The organism is Pelagibacterium sp. H642 (assembly GCF_031202855.1).
In the GTDB taxonomy this organism is placed as follows: Bacteria; Pseudomonadota; Alphaproteobacteria; order Rhizobiales; family Devosiaceae; genus Pelagibacterium.
Genome location: NZ_CP101829.1, coordinates 3,405,607 through 3,422,668, shown reverse-complemented (window position 1 = coordinate 3,422,668; position 17,062 = coordinate 3,405,607). Strand labels below are relative to the sequence as shown.

At 60.8% G+C, this 17,062-nt stretch carries 17 protein-coding genes; 12 read left to right on the top strand and 5 right to left on the bottom strand.

What is annotated here, in order from left to right:
• Positions 1 to 16 precede the first annotated feature (16 nt).
• From trpD to lexA, 6 genes are all read left to right on the top strand, one after another.
• Positions 17 to 1,030, top strand: coding sequence for an anthranilate phosphoribosyltransferase (trpD, locus tag NO934_RS17090; protein ID WP_309161188.1), 1,014 nt, complete (start codon positions 17 to 19; stop codon positions 1,028 to 1,030).
• Positions 1,027 to 1,824: an indole-3-glycerol phosphate synthase TrpC gene (trpC, locus tag NO934_RS17085; protein ID WP_309161187.1), complete on the top strand. Its 798-nt coding sequence runs from the start codon at positions 1,027 to 1,029 to the stop codon at positions 1,822 to 1,824. The genes trpD and trpC overlap by 4 nt, the downstream gene beginning before the upstream one ends.
• Positions 1,825 to 1,827: 3 nt before the next feature.
• Positions 1,828 to 2,313 (top strand): cyclic pyranopterin monophosphate synthase MoaC, encoded by a 486-nt coding sequence (moaC, locus tag NO934_RS17080; protein WP_309161186.1) that lies wholly within the window; start codon positions 1,828 to 1,830, stop codon positions 2,311 to 2,313.
• Positions 2,310 to 3,500: a gephyrin-like molybdotransferase Glp gene (gene glp / locus NO934_RS17075; protein WP_309161185.1), complete on the top strand. Its 1,191-nt coding sequence runs from the start codon at positions 2,310 to 2,312 to the stop codon at positions 3,498 to 3,500. Before moaC ends, glp begins: the two co-directional genes overlap by 4 nt.
• 267 nt (positions 3,501 to 3,767) lie before the next feature.
• Complete coding sequence (locus NO934_RS17070; protein WP_309161184.1) at positions 3,768 to 4,103, top strand: ribbon-helix-helix domain-containing protein; 336 nt, start codon at positions 3,768 to 3,770, stop codon at positions 4,101 to 4,103.
• Between the two features lie 199 nt (positions 4,104 to 4,302).
• Complete coding sequence (gene lexA, locus NO934_RS17065; RefSeq protein ID WP_309161183.1) at positions 4,303 to 5,010, top strand: transcriptional repressor LexA; 708 nt, start codon at positions 4,303 to 4,305, stop codon at positions 5,008 to 5,010.
• A gap of 187 nt (positions 5,011 to 5,197) precedes the next feature.
• Here lexA and NO934_RS17060 read toward each other — a convergent pair whose 3' ends face one another.
• Positions 5,198 to 6,334 (bottom strand): pyridoxal phosphate-dependent aminotransferase, encoded by a 1,137-nt coding sequence (locus NO934_RS17060; RefSeq protein ID WP_375143263.1) that lies wholly within the window; start codon positions 6,332 to 6,334, stop codon positions 5,198 to 5,200.
• A gap of 236 nt (positions 6,335 to 6,570) precedes the next feature.
• On the opposite strand from NO934_RS17060, the gene NO934_RS17055 reads away from it, so the two are divergent.
• The 5 genes from NO934_RS17055 (at position 6,571) to aat (ending at position 10,573) form a co-directional block, all read left to right on the top strand.
• The gene (locus tag NO934_RS17055) at positions 6,571 to 7,437 is read left to right on the top strand and encodes a DsbA family protein (protein WP_309161182.1); all 867 of its coding nucleotides are present in this window, start codon (positions 6,571 to 6,573) and stop codon (positions 7,435 to 7,437) included.
• Between the two features lie 129 nt (positions 7,438 to 7,566).
• On the top strand, positions 7,567 to 8,004 hold the full coding sequence (aroQ, locus tag NO934_RS17050; RefSeq protein WP_309161181.1) for a type II 3-dehydroquinate dehydratase: 438 nt from the start codon (positions 7,567 to 7,569) through the stop codon (positions 8,002 to 8,004).
• Between the two features lie 37 nt (positions 8,005 to 8,041).
• Positions 8,042 to 8,539, top strand: a complete 498-nt coding sequence (accB, locus tag NO934_RS17045) for an acetyl-CoA carboxylase biotin carboxyl carrier protein (protein ID WP_309161180.1) — start codon at positions 8,042 to 8,044, stop codon at positions 8,537 to 8,539.
• A 9-nt stretch (positions 8,540 to 8,548) separates the two neighbouring features.
• Entirely contained in the window at positions 8,549 to 9,895 is a 1,347-nt protein-coding gene (gene accC, locus NO934_RS17040; RefSeq protein WP_309161179.1) for an acetyl-CoA carboxylase biotin carboxylase subunit, read from the top strand.
• 39 nt (positions 9,896 to 9,934) lie between these two features.
• Positions 9,935 to 10,573, top strand: a complete 639-nt coding sequence (aat, locus tag NO934_RS17035; RefSeq protein WP_309161178.1) for a leucyl/phenylalanyl-tRNA--protein transferase — start codon at positions 9,935 to 9,937, stop codon at positions 10,571 to 10,573.
• On the opposite strand, the gene NO934_RS17030 is transcribed toward aat, so the two are convergent.
• The 4 genes from NO934_RS17030 to NO934_RS17015 form a co-directional block, all read right to left on the bottom strand.
• Entirely contained in the window at positions 10,545 to 11,060 is a 516-nt protein-coding gene (locus tag NO934_RS17030) for a GyrI-like domain-containing protein (protein WP_309161177.1), read from the bottom strand. The genes aat and NO934_RS17030 overlap by 29 nt on opposite strands.
• A gap of 97 nt (positions 11,061 to 11,157) precedes the next feature.
• The gene (locus NO934_RS17025; protein WP_309161176.1) at positions 11,158 to 11,538 is read right to left on the bottom strand and encodes a hypothetical protein; all 381 of its coding nucleotides are present in this window, start codon (positions 11,536 to 11,538) and stop codon (positions 11,158 to 11,160) included.
• Positions 11,535 to 11,924 (bottom strand): DUF2155 domain-containing protein, encoded by a 390-nt coding sequence (locus NO934_RS17020; protein ID WP_309161175.1) that lies wholly within the window; start codon positions 11,922 to 11,924, stop codon positions 11,535 to 11,537. Before NO934_RS17020 ends, NO934_RS17025 begins: the two co-directional genes overlap by 4 nt.
• Before the next feature lie 50 nt (positions 11,925 to 11,974).
• Complete coding sequence (locus NO934_RS17015; RefSeq protein ID WP_309161174.1) at positions 11,975 to 12,373, bottom strand: NADH:ubiquinone oxidoreductase subunit NDUFA12; 399 nt, start codon at positions 12,371 to 12,373, stop codon at positions 11,975 to 11,977.
• 540 nt (positions 12,374 to 12,913) lie between these two features.
• On the opposite strand from NO934_RS17015, the gene NO934_RS17010 reads away from it, so the two are divergent.
• Positions 12,914 to 16,600 carry a vitamin B12-dependent ribonucleotide reductase gene (locus NO934_RS17010; protein ID WP_309161173.1) on the top strand — a complete coding sequence of 1,229 codons (3,687 nt, stop codon included), beginning with the start codon at positions 12,914 to 12,916 and terminating at the stop codon, positions 16,598 to 16,600.
• Positions 16,601 to 17,062 lie beyond the last annotated feature (462 nt).

Sequence of the window (17,062 nt, the reverse complement as noted above, 5' to 3'; positions counted from 1 at the left end):
AAGCGAAAGGGACGCCATGGACATCAAGGGAGCGCTCCACCGGCTGGCGGATGGCAAGGACCTCACCGGCACCGAAATGCGCGAGGTGATGGAGATCATCATGTCGGGGGAAGCCACGCCCTCGCAGATCGGCGCATTTCTGATGGGCATGCGGGTCAAGGGCGAAACCGTGGGCGAGATCGCGGCGGCCGTTTCCATCCTGCGCGCCAAGATGGTGCCGGTCGAAGCTCCATTCGACGCCATCGATATAGTCGGCACGGGCGGGGACGGCGCGGGGACGCTCAACATTTCGACTGGGGCTTCGATCGTCGTCGCGGCGGCGGGCGTTCCGGTGGCAAAGCACGGCAATCGGGCGTTGTCGTCCAAATCGGGCTCAGCCGAGGCGTTGCAGAAACTGGGCATCAGCCTGGAGCTGTCCGCTGAGCAGATCGCGACATGCATTCGCGAAGCCGGGATCGGGTTCATGTTCGCGCCCAACCATCACCCGGCGATGCGACACGTTGGGCCGACACGCGCGGAAATGGGCGTGCGGACCATGTTCAACCTCCTCGGGCCCCAAGCCAACCCTGCCGGGGTGCGGCGCTACCTTCTGGGCGTCTATGATAATGAATGGGTCGAGCCGGTGGCGGCGGCGCTGTTGGCCAATCAGGCGCAGTCGGCCTGGGTCGTCCACGGCGACAGCGGGCTTGATGAGCTCTCGACGACGGGTCCGTCCTTCGTTTCCCAGATCAAGGGTGGCAATCTCACCTCGTTCGAGGTGACGCCGGAAGAAGCTGGCCTGCCCCGCGCTTCTCTCGCCGACATCGTGGGCGGAGATCCCGAACACAACGCGGGCGAGGTGCGCAAGCTGCTCGACGGTGCCACGGGCCCCTACCGCGACATCGTCCTGCTCAACGCGGCGGCGGCATTCATCGTTTGCGATAAGGTCGAAACCCTTCGCGACGGTGTCGCGCTGGGCGCCGAGACGATCGACAGCGGCAAGGCCAAGGCCACGCTTGATAAGCTTATCGCGGTTTCGGGGGAGGCATGAGCGACATTCTTCGCAAGATAGAAGCCTATAAGCGCGAAGAGATCGCGGCGGCCAAAGCCGCCTTGCCGCTGGCTGAACTCAGCGCCATGGCGCGCGAGCAGAACGCTCCGCGAGGCTTCGTCAATGCGCTGAAAAGCAAGCGCGCCACCGGCCAATTCGGGCTGATCGCCGAGGTCAAGAAAGCCAGTCCGTCCAAGGGGCTGATCCGACCCGATTTCGATCCGCCGGCCTTGGCCAAGGCTTATGAAATCGGCGGTGCGGCGTGCCTGTCGGTTTTGACCGACACGCCGTCGTTTCAGGGACTACCGGAATTTCTTGGCGCCGCCCGCGCGGCGACGGCACTTCCCGTGCTGCGCAAGGATTTCCTGTTCGAACCTTATCAGGTGGCTGAGGCACGGGCATGGGGCGCCGATTGCATCCTCATCATCCTTGCATCGGTGGATGACACCGCGGCGCGGGCACTGCTCGAGGCCGCCGCCGAATGGGGCATGGATGCGTTGGTCGAAGTGCACGACGCGCCGGAGATGGAACGCGCCCTCGGCCTGGGGGTCGAATTCATCGGCATCAACAATCGCGATCTGCGCACCTTCGACGTATCGCTTCAGACCACCATAGAGCTTGCCGGTATGGTGCCGGACGATCGCCTGCTGGTGTCTGAAAGCGGAATCTTCACGCATGCGGATCTGCTGCAACTTCAAGCGAATGCCGGGATCGGCTGTTTCCTCGTCGGAGAAAGCCTGATGCGGCAGAGCGACGTTGCGGCGGCGACACGCGCCTTGCTGACAGGAGATTGAGTCTTGCCCGATCGCCTCACGCATCTCGACGAGAAAGGCGCCGCCCGGATCGTCGATATCTCAGGCAAGGACGAAACCGCGCGACGCGCCGTAGCTGGGGCCGAGCTGCGTGCAACGGATGAGATTGTCGAGGCAATCCTCGGGGGCACGCTCAAAAAGGGCGATGCCGTTGCCGTAGCCCGCGTCGCGGGGATAATGGCGGCGAAAAAGACATCCGAGTTGATCCCGCTCTGCCACCCCATTCCTGTGACCAAGATCGGCATCGATATCGAACGCAGCGCAAAGCCTGACGTGATTGTGGTAACGGCTACCGTGGAAACAGTGGGGCGTACGGGCGTGGAAATGGAAGCTCTCACTGCCGCCTCGGTCGCGGCGCTGACGCTCTACGATATGGCAAAGGCGCTCGACAAAGCCATGACCATCACCAATGTCGGCCTCATGGAAAAGAGCGGCGGGAAGTCGGGTGACTTCCGCCGGGATATGCCTTGATTTCGGTCGACGAGGCGCTCGCTCGCATTCTTTCGGGCGTTCCGGCACTGCCGGCCGAAACACTCGCGCTGCCGGAAGCTGCGGCCCGCAACCTGGCCGAGCATGTCAGGGCAAGGCTGTTCAATCCCGCATTCGATGTGAGCGCCATGGACGGATATGCCGTGCGGGCTGCGGATGTATCCCCAGGCACAGCACTCAGGATGATCGGCGCTTCACAGGCCGGAGCGGGATTTGCCGGCACGGTGGGTTCCGGCGAATGCGTGCGCATCTTTACCGGCGCCCCGGTGCCGAAAGGCGCCGATGCGGTGATTATGCAGGAGGAGGCGAGCGCCGAGGGTGAGGCGATCACGTTTTCCAAACCGGTCGATCCCGGGCGCAGCATACGGTTTCGGGGTGAGGACTTCGCTGAGGGCAGTATCCTTGCCCCATCCGGTGCGCTGCTCACGCCTCAAAGGCTGGCGTTGATCGCTGCCGGCAATGTGGAGAGCGTCAACGTATCGACGCGCCCCCGAATAGCCCTGCTTGCGACCGGCGACGAATTGGTGCCGCCCGGAAACCCCGTCGGGCCAGACCAGATCGTGTCTTCAAACTCCGTTGGCCTTCGCGCGCTGTTTGAACCCCACGCGCGTGCGGTCACCGACCACGGTATCGTCGGAGATGATCCCGACGCGCTCAAGACAGTGCTCGACCATGTGTTCGCATCCGAGCCGGATGTGCTGATGACCACTGGCGGCGCCAGCGTGGGCGAACACGATCTCGTGCAGGACATGCTCAAGGCAAGCGGGGTTGAAATCGACTTCTGGCGCATCGCCATGCGACCGGGCAAGCCACTGATGTTTGGACGGCGCGGCAAGACTATGGTCTTCGGCCTGCCGGGCAATCCGGTTTCGGCCTTGGTTACGGCGCGCATCTTCGTTCTGCCTGCCGTGCTCGCCATGGCAGGGTGCAGCTCCCCTGCCCCGCTCTATCTTCCCTTGGCGGACGCGTTGCCTCCCAACGGCCCCCGCCGCCACTTCATGCGTGGCCGGTTGCTCCACGATGCGGAGCATGGCAGCAGAGTCGAACCAATCCGCCAGACCGATAGCGGGCATCTCACCTCGCTGGCATCGGCCGATGCACTCATCGTCCAGGACGAGCACTGCGCCGGCAAGCGTGCTGGCGATCTGGTGCAGGTGCATCTGCTATAGGCCTTCCCCCTCGTGCTCCCAACGATGACGTTCCAATAATCAAAACGAACTACGCGCCAAATCCGACCGCATCGATAGGATTATCTTGGTCGTCGGCAGTAGCTATTATTACTTGGACTACCGACTATGTTCATCCTTGTTTGCAACGCGTAAATTGTCTTACGGCGCACCACCTATTTGGAAGGGGGTAGGAGCGTGTCCGGGACCGATCAAGCACCAATCAAGAGACATGGAAGGCCGCATCTGTTACCAGAGCGCGAGACACCCATGCCCACTTCCGAGATTGCCGATTTGCTCGACGGAGCGGCGATAGACGCACTTGCTGAACCCGAATTCCGGGTGCTCTCCCTTAAGGGCGAGCGCAAGGGAATCAGACTGGAAGCCATCTTCTGGCAAGCGCTGGATCAGATCGCGGCGAACCTTGGTGTGCCTCGGAACACACTCGTTCTCTGGATCATAAGCGCGGCGGGGCATGATCGCTCTAACGCCACAAGTGTTCTCAGGAGCGTGATCGTCGCCTACCTGCTCGACGAGTTCGAGCACAAAAAGCCTCGACGCCGGCCTCTGTCTGCTCCCGTCCCGGCCATGACTGACCCAAGATAATCTCCGCTGCACGCGGAATGGCCGCATCATCAATCGGCTTTGGTCAGAGGTCGTGGCACGTATACACATCAAGGAAGAATTTGTGCGCCAGCTCTTGAGAGCCCGGCAGCAATGTTCTTGAAACACTTGCGGAACATTACCGGAACACGTATAAAAGTTCAATATTTGTTCCGATTCGACGCCACCGAGGGGCCCGACAATGTTGACGCGCAAGCAGCACGAACTTCTGATGTTCATTCATGAGCGGATGAAGGAGAGTGGTATTCCACCCTCCTTCGACGAAATGAAGGAAGCGCTTGATCTCAAGTCCAAGTCGGGTATCCATCGGCTGATCACCGCGCTTGAGGAGCGCGGGTTTATCAGGCGCCTGCCCAATCGCGCCCGGGCGCTCGAGGTGGTCAAGCTCCCCGATTCGATGAATCCCTCGCTCGGTGGCCGCAAGGCTAAGTTTGAGCCAAGTGTTATTGAAGGGAACCTGGGCAAGGTGCCGGCCAAGCCAGTCGCAGCGAGCGCGGACAATGGTGGATCGGTGTCGATCCCCGTCATGGGACGCATCGCGGCGGGCGTGCCGATCGAAGCCATCCAAACCCATTCGCATTCGATTGCCGTTCCGCCGGAAATGCTGGGCGCCGGTGAACATTTCGCACTGGAAGTGCGCGGCGATTCGATGATCGAGGCCGGCATTTTCGACGGCGACACCGTTTTGATCCGCAAGCAGGATGCTGCCGGCAATGGCGAGATCGTCGTGGCGCTCGTCGATGACGAGGAAGCCACCCTCAAACGTTTGCGCAAGAAGGGCAATGCCGTTGCCCTGGAGGCCGCCAACCCTGCCTACGAAACCCGGATTTTTGGCCCCGACCGTGTGAAGGTGCAGGGCCGGTTGGTCGGGCTCTTGCGGCGGTATTGAGGCTTTCGGCAAAACTGGGTGCCAGATACGGTTTCGTGCATCTCGCTTGATCTCAGCCGATCTCAGCCCTGCCCCAATCCCCGAGACCTACTCGAGTGGTTGAACGATTAGAAAGACGGTGAAGGAACAGGGAGGTGGATACCGCGCATTGAGTTGGATCATCGGTTGCGACAAACTGAGTCACCGATTAGCTGAGAAACGCTCCCATCCGCTCCAGCGCCATTTCTATCGCTTCTCGGGTACCGGCGTAAGAGAAACGCACATATTTGTGCCCGTCGGTGCGGTCGAAATCCTGCCCCGGCGTTGCCGCCACACCGGCGTCGTCAAGCATGCGCGTGCAGAAGTCCATGGTATCGTTGGTGAAGGCCGACGCATCGACATAGGCGTAGAACGCCCCGTCGGACGGTTCGGCCAGCCCGAACCCCAATTTCTTGAGCCCCTCAGAAAGCACCAGCCGGTTTTCCGCATACTGATCGCGGCGGCGGTCGTACTCCTGTCCGGCATCGAGAGCTTCAAGTGCCGCACATTGGGAAACGGTGGAAGCTGAGATGAACAGGCTCTGTGCCATCATCTCGGCACGGCGCACCAAATCCTCGGGCAGAACGAGCCAGCCGATGCGCCAGCCGGTCATGCAGTAATATTTCGAAAAGCTGTTGACGATCACATGCTGCTGGCTGAATTCGAGCGCGCTCGCATCTGCCCCGGCATAGTTGAGCCCGTGATAGATCTCATCGGAGATGAAGCGCACGCCAAGTCGATCGCATATGGCGATGATCGCCTCCAGTTCATCGCGCTCCAGCACAGCCCCCGTCGGGTTCGCCGGGCTCGCCACCAATAGGCCCTCGAAGGGGCTGCGCTCGTAGGCCGCCTCGATGTCCGCAGCGGTCAGCCGCCAGCCATTGGCGGGTGAAACCGGAATCTCGACGCTCGAGAGGTTCAGCGAGGCGATGATGTTGAGATAGGCCGGATAGCCCGGCCGCGTCACCGCGATCCGCTGCCCTAGCGCAAATCCCGCAAGGAAGGTCAGGATGAACCCGCTCGACGATCCCGTCGTCACCACGATCCGTTCGGGCGAAACAGAAACCCCGTGGCGCTCGTCATAATACCGGCTGAGCCGTTCGCGCAGGGCCGGCATACCTTTGGCCGCGGTATAGCCCATGGGCCGCTCGAGACACCCGCGAACCGCATCGAGCACTGGCTGTGCCGGCTTGCCGCCCGGCTCGCCGATTTCGAGATGACACACGATTCTCCCCTCGGCTTCGAGCTTTTGCGCCCGCGCCATAAGTTCCATGGCGTAGAAGGGACGAATCAGGTTGGCGTTCATACCGTAAATCCATTGTCTTGTCGGCGCCCCAGGGCAGCCCGCACTATATCCCGCTTCTAGACAATCGCAAGTTTTAAGCACCACGTTCTGTACAAATGGCCATTTATAGCATTATATTCTAAATACTATTACATTTATGGCACTATATTCCAAGACGCCACTTGCTTGGCATATCGCGACTGGCATCACCTGCCCCGTTACGCTAAACCCACCCGCAGCGCGATACGGAGTTCGACATGCAAAAAGCCATCAATCTCGGCCTTGCCGCTGCCATCGTCCTGTTGGGCGCCGGGCTCGCCGTCAGCCTCGCCACGCGCCCCGAACCTGGCCTGTCGTCTACCGAGGTCGAACGTCTCATTGCCGAGGCCCTGCCCGCTCAAGCGCCAGCGAACACAGATGGCGCCGCCGATATCGACACCGCGGCCCTGGGTCCGATAATCGAAGATTATCTCATGGCCAATCCCCGTCTGCTCGAACGCATGTCGGTGGCCCTCGAAACCGAGATGCGCGCAGAGGAATCCGAGCGCGCCCGCATCGCGCTCGATGCCATGCACGATGATATCTACAACGACCCCGCCAATATCGTGCTCGGCAACCCCGAAGGTGACGTCACCCTGGTTGAAATGTTCGACTACAATTGCGGCTACTGCCGCCAGGTTGTCGCCGATGTCATGTCGCTGGTGGAGGAAGACCCCAATTTGCGCGTCATCCTCAAGGAATTCCCGATCCTCTCGCAAGGCTCGGTCGACGCCGCCCGTGTCGGCGTCCTCGTCAACGACGCCGACGTCGATTATCAGGCCTTCCACACTGCGCTTTATTCCTCGCGCGGCGCCGTGGATGGCGAATCCGCGCTTTCAGCCGCCGAGCAATTGGGCTTGTCCCGCGTTTCGCTCCAGCTCGATATGAATACCCAGGAAGTGTCAGACGCGCTTCAGCGTACCTATTCCATCGCCCAGGCTCTCGGCATCACCGGCACCCCCACCTTCATCATCGGTGATGAGGTGATCCCCGGTGCCGTGCCCAAGGAGCAACTCGTGCAGCGTATCGAGAATATGCGCGCCTGCGGCGCCACCACTTGCAGCGACGTGGCGCAGGAAGGCTGACGCCGAGCTTTGCGTTTTCGGTGCATTTCGTATAACGCGAGCTTGCACCGGCCTCCCCGCTGGCTCACAACCTAAAAAAGGCGCGTTCTGCCTGCATCTGGAGCATGGACGCGATACGACAAAGACATCATGGCAAAGCGCGTACTGATCCTGAACGGACCGAACCTCAACATGCTGGGCACGCGGGAAAAGGCGATATATGGCAGCGAGACGCTCGCCGATATCGAGTCGATGTGCCGGACAGCTTGCGAAAAGCTGGGCCTGACCTGCGATTTCCGGCAGTCCAACCACGAGGGCGAACTGGTCGATTGGATCCAGTCGGCGCGCAAGACAGCCGATGCCATCATCATCAATCCGGCCGCTTATTCGCACACCTCGGTCGCCATTCACGATGCCCTGCGCACCGCTGAAAAGCCGGTCGTGGAAGTGCACCTTACAAACATTCACCAGCGTGAGGCTTTCCGTCACCATTCCTATGTGTCGGCCGTGGCAACGGGTGTCATTTGCGGGCTGGGTTCCAGAGGTTATACACTGGCCCTGGAGGCCGTGGCCGAAATACTGAATTGAAAAAGACCCCGCGCGGGTTTGTGGAGACACGATAACAATGGCAAAGATCTCACAGGTCGATCAGGACCTCATCCGCACCATCGCCGAACTCGTCAACGAAGCTAATCTGGCCGAAATCGAACTGGAGCAGGATGATTTCCGCATCCGCGTGACCCGCACCTTCGCCAAGGAAGTGGTTCAGGTGGCAGCTCCTGGCTACGCTGCGCCCGCCGCCCCTGCGGCCCCGGCCGTTCCCGCCGCTACGAGCGCCTCTGCAGCCACCACCCCAGCCGCCCCGGCGGCCGAGGATCTCGCCTCGAGCCCCAATACTCTGACCTCGCCCATGGTGGGCACCGCCTATCTTGCCCCGGAACCCGGCGCCAAGCCTTTCGTCGAAGTTGGCGCCAAGGTTTCCGAAGGGCAGACGGTTCTGATCATCGAAGCCATGAAGACCATGAACCAGATTCCGGCGCACAAATCGGGCACCGTCACCCGCCTGCTTGTCGATGACGCCACGCCGGTCGAATACGGCGAACCCCTCGTCGTCATCGAATAAGGCTCACTGATGTTTTCCAAGGTCCTCATAGCCAATCGCGGCGAGATCGCCCTGCGCATCCTGCGCGCCTGCAAGGAGCTCGGCATTCAAACCGTAGCGATCCACTCGCAGGCCGACGCCGACGCCATGCATGTGCGCCTGGCCGACGAAAGCGTCTGTGTCGGTCCGAACCCGGCGCGCGACAGCTACCTCAACATTCCCTCGATTCTCGCCGCTTGCGAGATCACCGGCGCCGAAGCGGTCCATCCCGGCTACGGCTTTCTTTCGGAAAATGCTCGTTTCGCCCGCATTCTCGCCGAACATAAGATTTCCTTCATCGGCCCATCTGCCCATCACATCGAAATCATGGGCGACAAGATCCAGGCTAAAAAGACGGCGCTTGAACTTGGCATCCCCTGCGTTCCCGGCTCGGCCGGCGCGGTGACCACCGAAGCCGACGCCAAGCGCATCGCCGCTGAAATCGGCTACCCCGTGCTGATAAAGGCCGCAGCGGGCGGTGGTGGGCGCGGGATGAAGGTTGCCAAGACCGAAGCCGATCTCTCGGTCGCCTTCTCGACGGCACGGACCGAAGCCAAGGCCGCCTTTGGTGACGACGCCGTCTACATGGAAAAATATCTCGAAAAGCCGCGCCATATCGAAGTGCAGGTGATTGGTGATGGCCAGGGCAACGCCGTCCACCTGGGCACGCGCGACTGCTCGCTCCAGCGCCGTCACCAGAAGGTGTGGGAAGAAGCCTCTGCCCCTACCGTTCCTGCTGACGAACAGGCCGAGATTGGTGAGATCTGCGCCGCTGCCATGCGCAAGCTCAAATACTCCGGCGCCGGCACCATCGAGTTCCTCTACGAGAACGGCGAGTTCTATTTCATTGAAATGAACACCCGCCTTCAGGTGGAGCACCCGGTTACCGAGCGCATCACCAATTTCGATATCGTCTATGAGCAGATCCGCGTCGCCGCCGGCGAACCCCTCTCGCTCCGGCAGGAGGATGTGATGTTCTACGGGCACGCCATCGAAGTGCGCATCAACGCCGAGGACCCGCAGACCTTCGCTCCCTCGCCCGGCAAGATTACTTATTATCATCCAGCCGGCGGCGTCGGCGTGCGTGTCGATGCGGCTGTCTATCAGGGCTATAACATTCCGCCCTATTACGACAGCCTGATCGGCAAGCTGATCGTGCACGGCCGCACCCGGCCCGAATGCCTGCAGCGCCTCAATCGCGCACTCGATGAATTCATCGTCGACGGGGTCAAGACCACGCTGCCGCTGTTCCGGCGCCTGATCAAGGAACCGGACATCCAATCGGGCAATTACGACATTCATTGGCTCGAAAAGTTTCTCGAGGCCAACAAGCAATAGGGAGAGCGGCCGGTTCGGCCGCTTTTTCGTTTCCGCCGCATGAGCCGAAAAAGCGACCCTTTCGATGTCGAACTGACGCCTGAGCTGATCCTGCGCGCCTATCGTGCCGGCATCTTCCCGATGTCCGAAAGCGCCGACGATCCCGACATCTTTTGGGTCAGTCCCCAAATGCGCGGCGTCATTCCGCTTGATGGATTACGAATATCGAAAAGCCTTGCCAAGGCTTTGCGCAAGCACTCGTTTTCAGTGGTCGTGGACCGCAATTTCGAAGCAACGATCGAGGGATGCGCAACGGCAGGCTCGGATCGGGACACCACTTGGATCAATCCCGTGATCCGCGAGCTCTATGGCGAACTCTTTGCCATGGGCTATTGCCACACGGTCGAAGTCTATGACGGTGACGAATTGGTCGGCGGGCTTTACGGTCTCGCAATCGGCGGGGCCTTTTTCGGCGAATCCATGTTCCATCGCCGCACCGACGCTTCAAAGATCGCGCTCGTCCACCTCGTCGAACGGCTCACGACCGGCGGCTATGTGCTGCTCGATACCCAATTCATAACCGATCACCTCGCCTCCCTGGGTGCCATCGAAATCCCGCGCGCCATCTACGAGGTGCGATTATCGGCAGCGCTGGATGTCGATGGCGATTTCACCGCTTGGGATCGGCTAAATCGTTGAGCTTGAACGCCAGCGTCGTCACCCATTTTTCCGGATCGGGCTCGCGGCTGGGATCGGTCTCGTAGATCTCCAGACGGCAAGTGAAATGGTCTCCGTCCCCCTCTTCCCGCATGTCGAATTTCTCACCCACCAACTGCACCCAGCCGATCAGCATAGCGGTCGTTTGCATCAGCCCGTCGTAATGGCCGTGCCATTCCAGCGTCACGTACCGCCCTGACGGAAGCGTACCGAACCGCACGCCTTCACCATCATCCCCCGCCCGCGCCACAGGCACGCCGGCCTCGACATCAAGGGTGTTTTCCATATCGATGCGGCGATAATTGAAAAAAGGTGCCGCAATCGGTTCGATGTCTTGCTGGGCGAGATAGCCGAACAGCTTGGGAAAGCCCTGGTCCGCAGGTGTCTGCATCTGGTCCATGCGCACCGTATAGGTGACGTAGGCATAGGTCTGCTCGGGCCGGTCAATGATCGTTGGCAGTGTCAGCATCAAACTCTCCTCTTAAGGGCACGCACACTGCGCGCCGTCTCCTCAAGGACGGATGCGGAGCGCCAAACCCGACAAGGCCGAAGAGAATTTTCGGCCGCTATGCCTGAATCGCGCGACGTTCCTTGGTCTGCTGGGCCACGACAAAGCCCCGTCCGCCGGCAAGCCGGTCTGCATTGGGCTTATTGGGATCGACGACCCTCCAGAAAGGAATGGCCTGGGGATCGCCCATCGTCACCGCCGAATGGGCGATGACCGCGATGACCTTCAGATGCCGTTGCGTGGTCACGGGACAGGTTATGTCCGCGCCATGCTCACGTGCCAATTCCGCCCGGATTTCACCGAGATCGCCCATCTGTCCAAGCGGCACCTGCCGAATCTTGTCGCCAAGCATGTCGACGGTGGGGATGAGCACGCGCTGCGGCTCCATCACGCCGTTGACCGAATGCATGCGCTCGGTGATCTGAACTTTTTGGCTCATTGCGATCTCTGGCCGGGCGGAGGCACGTCCGAGGTTTGTTTGCAGTCGACGAGCCACACGTCATAAACCGCATTGTCCACGGCGTTCAGCGCCGGCGAATCGGCGAACATCCATCCGGAAAATATCCGCTCGACGGTCGCCTGAAGGGAAACCTCGTCCACCTGGACAAATGCCGTCTCGCTCTGGGCTTCGCTGCTGGGGCGCGAATAGCAGGCCCTGGGCGTGAGCTGGAGCGAACCGAACTGCACGGTCTCGTCGATATAGACATCGAACACCGTGATCCGGCCGGTGATCTTGTCGAGCCCGGTAAATACCGCTACCGGATTGGAGATGGGCTGCGCATGAACCGGTGGTGCACCCGCCACAAGGCCTATGGCGAGGGCCATACTCCGGCAAAAGGACTTGAGCCACCGATCGCCCACCGGGCCGCGCCGCCTTACTCCGGCGACCAGGCGTCGTAATCGCCCGTCACGCGCGGCCGTGTCTGGTTGTTGAGGATCGAGCCGTCAGGCCGGTAAGCCATCGCCGTGCCTGTGAGGTTGGGCTGATGCGGCTTTTCCCATTCGCGCGGCGTGTAGTCGGCCTGCGAGGGCGGCACATCGGTGCGATAGTGCATCCATCCATGCCAGCCCGCCGGAATGGCCGAGGCTTCGGCCGGACCATTGTAGATCACCCAGCGCCGGCCGTCCTTCTTGCCCTGGTAATAGACATTGCCGAACTCGTCTTCGCCGATCCTCTGACCGCGGAGCGCGGTAAACAGCCGTGTCGACATGGTCTGCCCGTGCCACCAGCCGAAGATTTCGAAGATGAACTGCTTAAAGCCGCCTTGTGCCACGCGATGCACCCTGAGCTGTCATGATTTGCGCCTTGCGTTTAGCACACCCCATTCGCCAAGCCTAGGCACGAGAGGCTGTCGATCGCTCGCCACGACGCACAAGATGTTGTGCCTATCGATGCGCCAACAAAAAACACGAGCACGCCGCGAAAAATCCCGCTTGACACCTTTTTCGGAGAGTACGGCACATGACGCGCCGCCGCGAGAGCCAAGCTTTCCGGGCATTTAGCTCGGTTCCTCGACACAGGACTTCATTAACCCTCCCTCAAACGGGGTTTGTGACGCCCTCATTACCCTCATGCAGTTTTTTGCACGTTTTCCTCGCTATCCACACTGAAAACCACTATATTTAGCTCATGCCCATTCCTTGAGCACAAGGGATAGTCGATTTGAGGCGATTGACGGTTCGCGGCAGAATCGAAAACAGTCGCTTCAACGGGCCGATTCCGAGGCCCGATCAGATCGAACATTGTCGGGAACGACAAGACGCCTGCAGGGGCCGCCAAGGCAGTGGGCAGACCTAAGTTTGGGGATAGACGAATGCAGATAGAACGGCGCTTCACCACGGCGGGCCAATCCGCCTACGAAGGCATCGAATTCCGCTCGGCGACGAGCGAAATCCGCAATCCTGACGGATCGGTCGTGTTCCGTCTCGAGGATATCGCCGTGCCGGCCCAGTGGAGCCAGGTCGCAGCCGACATCATCGCGCAGAAATATTTCCGCAAGGCCGGTGTCGCCAAGGCACTCAAAAAGGTCGAGGAGAACGACGTTCCGTCCTGGCTGTGGCGCTCGGTTCCCGACGAAAAGGCTCTCGCCAAGCTCCCCGAAGACGAGCGCTACGGCTCGGAAATGGATTCGCGTCAGGTCTTCAATCGCCTTGCCGGTACCTGGACCTATTGGGGCTGGAAGGGCGGCTATTTCACAACAGAAGAAGACGCCCGCGCCTTCTATGACGAGCTGTGCTACATGCTCGCCACCCAGCGCGTCGCGCCCAACTCCCCGCAATGGTTCAACACCGGCCTGCACTGGGCCTATGGCATCGACGGCCCCGGCCAGGGTCATTTCTATGTCGACCCCTTCACCCATAAGCTCGTCCAGTCCAAATCGGCCTACGAGCACCCCCAGCCCCATGCCTGCTTCATCCAGTCCGTCGATGATGACCTCGTCAACGAGAACGGCATCATGGATCTCTGGGTCCGCGAGGCGCGCCTGTTCAAATACGGTTCGGGCACGGGCACCAACTTCTCGGCCCTGCGTGGCGCCGGCGAAAAGCTTTCGGGCGGCGGCAAGTCCTCGGGCCTGATGAGCTTCCTTAAAATCGGGGACCGCGCCGCCGGCGCCATCAAGTCGGGCGGCACCACCCGCCGCGCCGCCAAAATGGTGGTGATCGATATCGATCACCCCGATATCGAGGAATACATCAACTGGAAGGTCAAGGAAGAGCAGAAGGTCGCCGCGCTGGTCACCGGCTCCAAAACCGTCTCCAAGCACCTGAAACTCATCATGAAAGCCGCCGTCAATTGCGAAGGCAATGGCGACGATTGCTTCGATCCCAACAAGAACCCGGCCCTAAAGCGCGAGGTCAAGGCCGCCAAGAAGGCTCTGGTGCCGGAAAACTACATCTTCCGCGTCATCCAGTTCGCCAAGCAGGGCTATACCGATATCGATTTCCCGGTCTACGACACTGACTGGGACAGCGAAGCCTATCTCACGGTTTCGGGCCAGAACTCGAACAACTCCGTCCGTGTCACCGACGACTTCCTGCGCGCTGTTGAAGAGGACGGCGATTGGGCGCTGAAGGCTCGCCAGACCGGCAAGGTCACCAAGACGCTGAAAGCCCGCGATCTCTGGGAGCAGGTCGGTTATGCCGCCTGGGCTTCCGCCGACCCTGGCATCCAGTACCACACCACCATCAACGAGTGGCACACCTCCCCCGAAGCCGGCCCGATCAACGCGTCGAACCCGTGCTCGGAATATATGTTCCTCGACGACACTGCCTGTAACCTGGCCTCCATCAACCTGTTGTCCTATCGCGGCCAGGATGGCGTCTTCAACACCGCCGACTATGAGCACACCGTCCGCCTCTGGACGCTGGTTCTCGAAGTCTCGGTGATGATGGCCCAGTTCCCCTCGCGCGCCATCGCCGAGCGCAGCTATCTCTACCGTACCCTGGGCCTGGGCTACGCCAATATCGGTGGTCTGCTGATGACTTCGGGCATCCCCTATGATTCCGATGAAGGCCGCGCCATCGCCGGAGCGCTCACTGCCATCATGACCGGCGTCTCCTACGCCACCTCGGCCGAGATCGCCTCGGAACTGGGCGCCTTCAAGGATTACAAGCGCAACGCCAAGCACATGCTGCGCGTCATCCGCAACCATCGCAACGCCGCTTATGGCAAAGCCGATGGCTATGAGGGCCTTTCGATCACTCCGGTTCCGCTCGACCACGCCGCCTGCCCCGATCAGAACCTCGTCGCCCGCGCCGCTGCCGCTTGGGACGCAGCGCTCGAGTTGGGCGAAAAGCACGGCTATCGCAACGCCCAGGTCTCGGTTATCGCTCCCACCGGTACTATTGGCCTGGTGATGGATTGCGATACGACGGGCATCGAACCGGACTTTGCGCTCGTCAAGTTCAAGAAGCTCGCCGGCGGCGGCTATTTCAAGATCATCAACCGCGCCGTTCCCCAGGCCCTGCGCACTCTCGGCTATTCGGAAGACCAGATCGCCGAGATCGAGGCCTATGCCGTTGGTCATGGCAACATGAACCAGGCGCCCGGCATCAATCCGGCAACGCTGGCCACCAAAGGCTTCCCTCAGGACAAGATCGAAGCGCTCAACGCCGCCATGAAGTCGGCCTTCGACATCAAGTTCGTCTTTAACCAGTGGACGCTGGGCGCTGATTTCCTTAAGGAACTCGGGGTCACGGACACCCAGCTTTCCGACCCGACATTTGAGCTTCTGCCCTTCCTGGGCTTCTCGAAAAAGGACATCGAGGCCGCCAACATCCACGTCTGCGGTGCCATGACGCTCGAAGGCGCGCCCTTCCTGAAAGACGAGCACCTGCCCGTCTTCGATTGCGCCACCCCGTGCGGCAAGATCGGCAAGCGTTATTTGTCGGTGGAATCGCACATCCGCATGATGGCAGCGGCCCAGCCCTTCATCACGGGCGCGATCTCCAAGACCATCAACATGCCCAACGACGCCACCGTCGAGGACGCCAAGGAAGCTTACATGCTCTCCTGGAAGCTGGCACTCAAGGCCAACGCGCTCTACCGTGACGGTTCCAAGCTCAGCCAGCCGCTCAATTCCTCGCTGCTGGCCGACGACGACGAGGATGAGGACGAAGTCGCCGAAATCGCCGCCCTCCCCGCCGCCGAACGCGTTCCGGCCGTCACCGAACGCATCGTCGAAAAGATCGTCGCACAAGGCCGCGAGCGCATGCCCGACCGCCGCAAGGGCTACACCCAGAAGGCGATCGTGGGCGGCCATAAGGTCTATGTGCACACCGGCGAATATGCTGACGGACGCCTGGGCGAGATCTTCATCGATATGCACAAGGAAGGCGCCGCCTTCCGTGCCATGATGAACAATTTCGCCATCGCCATCTCGATCGGCCTGCAATATGGCGTGCCGCTCGATGAGTTCGTGGAGGCCTTCACCTTCACCCGCTTCGAGCCCGCCGGCCTCGTCATGGGCAATGACCACATCAAGAACGCAACCTCGATCCTCGACTATGTGTTCCGCGAGCTGGCCATTTCTTATCTCGACCGTACGGACCTGGCCCATGTGACCCCGGATGCCGGCGCCACCACCATCGGCAAGGGCGTCTCCGAAGACAACGCCGTCAAGGACCGCTCGGCCCCTGCCCCGGTCCCGGCAGACAACTTCGTCTCCCGCGGCATGACCCGTGGCCGGGTCAAGGACAAAACCCTGATGCTGGTCGCCTCCTCGGATTACAAGCCCGCCAATCCGGTCCAGGCCATCCAGGCCCAAACCGTCACGGCCCTCAAGCAGGGCACAGCACTTAAGGCAGACCCGGAAGCCGAAGCCGCCGCAACTAAACTGGTGGACGAGGCCCAGGCAAAGGACACCACCACCCTGCGGCTCGAAGCCCAGATGAAGGGATACGTGGGTGAAGCATGCTCGGAGTGCCAGAACTTCACGCTGGTTCGGAACGGGACTTGTCTGAAGTGCGACACGTGTGGCAGCACGACCGGGTGTAGCTGAAGCCCCAGCAGAAGCGCTGTTGTAGGGTTCGGCACTGTTTTCCCATTATTCCGGGGTGTTCTCCCATTATCACCGGCACTGTTTTCCCATTGCCGCAGTTTGACTGAGTAGTTAGAGCGGACCGACACAAGAAAAGGCGCGATTTCCGGGCGGAAATCGCGCCTTTTCACTTTTAGGGCAAGTTTTCTGCCATGGAGCCGAGGAACACCGAGCTCACTCTTCCTGCCCCTTCCGAGCAGCTATTGACTCGGATCGGGCAGGTTTCCTATTGCCGATCTCTGGATGAACCGTGTCATTCCATCCCGCTCCGGCTTTCAATCAACCTCTAGAGGTCCCCGTGCCTGTTCCCGCCCTTGCAATCGCTGCCCGCTTGGCCTCCAGTCGACCGGCTCAGGCACGAACTATTATGCGCGAGGCCAATAGAGGAACCGCACCGATCGCGATCCGACTGGTGCACCTCAT